This is a genomic window from Aestuariivirga sp., from assembly GCF_037139295.1.
Taxonomy (GTDB): Bacteria; Pseudomonadota; Alphaproteobacteria; order Rhizobiales; family Aestuariivirgaceae; genus Aestuariivirga.
This window is the reverse complement of record NZ_JBAXGR010000230.1, coordinates 1-2818: the sequence shown is the minus strand read 5'-3', so window position 1 is coordinate 2818 and position 2818 is coordinate 1. Positions and strand designations below refer to the sequence as shown.

General features: G+C 54.6%; 4 protein-coding genes. All 4 read left to right on the top strand.

Annotated features, from left to right (window positions below; all coding sequences use genetic code 11):
• Nucleotides 1–1198: flagellar hook-associated protein FlgK (flgK, locus tag WCJ41_RS21230; RefSeq protein ID WP_336907832.1), on the top strand; the 1198-nt coding region annotated here is incomplete at its 5' end.
• Nucleotides 1198–2238, top strand: coding sequence for a flagellar hook-associated family protein (locus WCJ41_RS21225; protein WP_336907831.1), 1041 nt, complete (start codon nucleotides 1198–1200; stop codon nucleotides 2236–2238). The genes flgK and WCJ41_RS21225, both read left to right, overlap by 1 nt.
• 35 nt (nucleotides 2239–2273) lie before the next feature.
• The gene (flaF, locus tag WCJ41_RS21220; RefSeq protein ID WP_336907830.1) at nucleotides 2274–2654 is read left to right on the top strand and encodes a flagellar biosynthesis regulator FlaF; all 381 of its coding nucleotides are present in this window, start codon (nucleotides 2274–2276) and stop codon (nucleotides 2652–2654) included.
• The coding region (locus WCJ41_RS21215; protein WP_336907829.1) for a flagellar biosynthesis repressor FlbT at nucleotides 2629–2818 on the top strand (190 nt) is incomplete at its 3' end. The genes flaF and WCJ41_RS21215, both read left to right, overlap by 26 nt.

The window sequence follows — 2818 nt, the reverse complement described above, 5'->3', positions numbered from 1 at the left end:
CAGCCTTACGGGAGATCCGCAGGATGACCAGTCAATCAACGCGATCCTGGGAAAACTGCAGAATGCGCTCAGGAGCTATGAGCAAAACCCCGCAAGCGAGCCGCTGGCAAGGACAGCACTTGAAGCAGCGCGCAATGTTGCGCAGAAGCTGAACACCGCATCACTTGAAGTATCGACCATCAGATCTGATGCCGACAAAGGAATTGCGGACTCAGTGGAGCGTATCAACAACCTTCTGGCGCAGTTCAAGGTGGTGAACGACAGTGTGGTCAGGGGTCAGGGGACTGCAGGTGATCTCTCAGAAGCACTTGACCAGCGGGATTCAATTCTCAAGCTTCTTGCGGATGAGATCGGCATCCGTACAACTGTGCGCCCGAACAACGACCTCGTGATCTACGCCGAAGGCGGAGCAGTGCTCTTCGAGAGCAGTCCACGTAGCGTAACTTTCTCTGCAGCGGGCAACTTGCCACATGGCGTCCAGGGATCTCCATTGTTCATTGACGGCGTTCCAGTTACGGGTGCCAATGCCTCTATGCCGGCGTCCGGAGGTGCGATTTCAGCCTATGCCAACATTCGCGATAATCTCGCGCCACAGTTGTCCCTCCAACTCGATCAGATAGCAGCAGGATTGATCGCAGCATTTTCGGAGTCAGATCCTCAAATTCCGGCTGCGCTTCCATCTGTTGAAGGCCTCTTCAAGGGATGGGGAGCATTGCCCCTGCTATCGGATTCGAACGCAGGTCTTGCGGGCCAGATTTGGATAAGCGAGTTGGCCGACCCCGATCTGGGCGGGTCGGCACTTATGATCCGCGATGGTGGCTTCGGAGGAGCGAGCTACCTTCGAAATGCCTCGGGTCAATCAGGTTTCCAGGCGCGCATTGCAGAACTCGCAGACTCCCTCGATGAAAATCGAAACTTCGGAAACTCGGGCGGACTCGCAGGGTCAGCGTCCCTGAAGGAGTACAGCGCGCGATCAGCATCATGGGTGGAAGGCCAACGACAAGATGCGCATTCCGCATTTGACACCGCCGCGGCAGTAAAATCACGCGCTGCAAGCTCACTTTCACAGGTGACAGGCGTCAACATAGATCAGGAAATGGCCACATTACTCGACCTTGAGAAAAGCTATCAAGCATCCTCCAAGGTCCTCTCGGTCGTGAACGCCATGTTATCAACTCTGCTTGAGGCGATCAACTGATGTTCCCAGCAAGCAGCATTCCATCTCGACTTCTTCTGCAGCCCTCACGCATCGCCATGGCGGAAAGCCAGAAGCGCCTGGCGGAAGCCCAGGTGGAGGCTGCAACGGGACGTCACAACGATGTAGGATTGAGACTAGGCGGTCGGACGGGCACCGATCTCAGTTTTAGGCTGCAATCGGCAGAAATTGAGCAGGCAACATCATCCATGCAGCAGGCTTCTCTCAAGGCAGAAACTGCACAAACCGCCCTCTTTGCCATGAGTACTCTGGCAGATCGATTCAGATCGACAGTCGGGGGCGCGCGCAATGCCAGCAACGGACGTACGCTTAGTGCAGAATTTGCCGCGTCAACTCTCGACTCCCTTCATAGCGTGGTGTCTGTCACCCAAGATGGTCAGTATCTCTTTTCAGGCTTGGCCAGCGAGGCGCCACCTCTAACCGAGTATTCAGCCGGTCCGCGCCAGGCATTGATCGACGCATTCCAATCCACCTTCGGCTTTGCCCCTGATGACACGGCTGCTGCGGGCTTGAACAGCAGTCAAATCAGTGACTTTATTGATGGAGCTTTCAGTTCGCTTTTCACGGGTACGGGTTGGTCTACGACCTGGTCAGCGGCCTCGGACGAGACACAAAAGTTCCGACTACCGTCTGGGGAAAGTGTTGATCTTTCCGCGACAGCTAACAGTGCCTTTGCACAGACACTTACCAAGTCCCTGACGATCATGGAGCTACTGGGGAACAGCAAAATCGGTGCCGAGGCACTCATGGCCGCATCTGACAAGGCCATGTCTTTGGCTTCACAGGCACAAATTCAGATTGTCAGCGAGCAGGCGCGGATCGGCATTGAACAAGTTCGCTTGAAGGACACTCAGGTCGTCTTGGATCAGAGAAAATTGAACCTCACGAAAGCAGTGACGGCTTTAGAGAGTGTGGATCCATACGAGGCGGCGGTTCGAGTAAATCTTCTTATGACGCAATTGGAGGGCTCATATGCCCTGACAAGTCGTATCAGCAGGATGAGCCTGCTGTCTTACCTCTAATGCAAAGACCATGGGACCTCGGAGAAGAAACGAGCATGTATGAAGTGAGCTACATGGCGATGCTGGAGGATACGACGGAGCAGATCCGTGATAACGAACGGCGTGCATTCGACAATGCCATAGCGCTGCTCAAACGGGCCCAGACGTCAGGTCGAGGCACGCGTGATTCTGTCGAAGCCCTACTGTTTGTCAATCGTCTCTGGACGCTGCTTCTTGAAGATCTGGCTGATCCTGGAAATGGTTTGCCTGAAGCACTTCGCGCCAGCCTGATATCTATCGGAATCTGGGTGCTGCGGCGCTCTGAGGATATCCGCCAAGGTCATGTCGAGGACTTTTCTGCTCTGATCGAGGTGTCGGAAACTATCAGGAACGGCTTGGGAAGGAACGCGAATGTTCATTCATCTGAAGCGTGGTGAGAAGCTGTACGTCAACGGTGCCGTGCTTCGCGTCGATCGTCGCACCTCACTTGAGTTTCTAAATGATGTGACGTTCTTGCTGGAAAACCACGTAATGCAAGCCGAGGAGGCCACGACTCCTGTCAGGCAGCTTTATTTCGTTGTGCAAACCATGCTCATGGATC